The sequence below is a fragment of the Streptomyces sp. NPDC059371 genome (genome assembly GCF_042751995.1).
GTDB lineage: Bacteria > Actinomycetota > Actinomycetes > Streptomycetales > Streptomycetaceae > Streptomyces.
In genome coordinates, this window is record NZ_JBHYXD010000197.1 from 2,299 (window position 1) to 3,437 (window position 1,139).

A 1,139-nucleotide genomic window follows, 5' to 3' on the forward strand; every position below is an offset into this window, starting at 1 on the left:
CGGGGGGGGGGGGGGGGTTTATCTATAATAATGAGCTCGTTTATTTGCTTTTTTTTTGGTGTGGGGGGGGGGGTGCGGGGGGGGCCCGGAAACCGGCCCCCCCCCGGGGGTTGCCTCCTACTTCAGTCCGCGCGTCCGCAGAAATTCACTGATGCGGAATGCGATGGCCCGCACCGAAAGGGATGCTCCTCGGAATGTTCCGAGAATGCGGGGCCCGGTGTCGCTGTCGTGGATGATGTGGAACTCAAATCCCTGGGCGACCGGCAGAAGGATTCGGATGGGACCGGCCGTGGTCTCGAACCGAATTGACGTGGTGTTGTCGTCCTGGTTGTGCTCGATGACGGCGTCCCGGAGGAGTTCCGGGCGCGGGAGGAAATTGGCGATCCGGCGGGCCTTCGCGGCCTGAGGGGTCGTGATCTCGTCCGTGCGCGGAGCCACCTTGCCTCCGCTGATGACGATTTCCACGCTTACGCCTTTCTGTTGACGAACGTTCGGCGGTGCCGGTTAGGGGGCCACCCCTCCGACATGTTCCATAATACAACACTCTTGATCTGTTGCACCACCTCACGCGCAAACTCCTGCGCTATCTCCTGCGTCATCCCCTGCCCTCGACCAGCGGTCGGCCTTTCCAACACTCCAGTTCAGAGGGCCTCTTACGCGTGGTTGGGGGAGCTGACATCCCCTCAGCTCCCCCGTCCCGTTGTGCCCGCCCCCGGGGTGGGGGGGGGGGGCACCCCCCCCGCGGCGCGCCAGGGGGCGGTGGGGGTGCGGCGGGGGGGGGGGGAGCGCCCTAACCACCCCCCCCTGTCCCGGGGCCCGCGGCGGGGGGGGGGGGGGGCCCCGCCCCCCCCCCCCCCCCCGCCCGGGTGGGCCCCCCCCTGCGGGGGGGGGCCCAACACCGGGACGGAGTCGCCTCAGGGGATAGTTCGTTGTCCGGCTGAGCGCTGGAAGCGCGTGGAGCGCCGATGAGGCGCTCGGGTACTGGGGCGCCCGGAGGGTGCCCACAGCTCCTCACACACGCTCTGACAGTTCCTCACTCCCGTGCCGGTCCGGTTGGGGGGGGGTGGGCGCGGGGGGCTGCCGACCCGGGAAGGGGGGGGGGTGTTTTTGTGGATAGAGAGGATAGAGTAAGAAGATGA

The 1,139-nt window shown here is 68.4% G+C and carries 1 protein-coding gene; it reads right to left on the minus strand.

The window, feature by feature from the left end; all coding sequences use genetic code 11:
* Positions 1 to 117: 117 nt before the first annotated feature.
* On the minus strand, positions 118 to 465 hold the full coding sequence (locus ACFXGX_RS43085) for a hypothetical protein (RefSeq protein WP_384803929.1): 348 nt from the start codon (positions 463 to 465) through the stop codon (positions 118 to 120).
* Positions 466 to 1,139 lie beyond the last annotated feature (674 nt).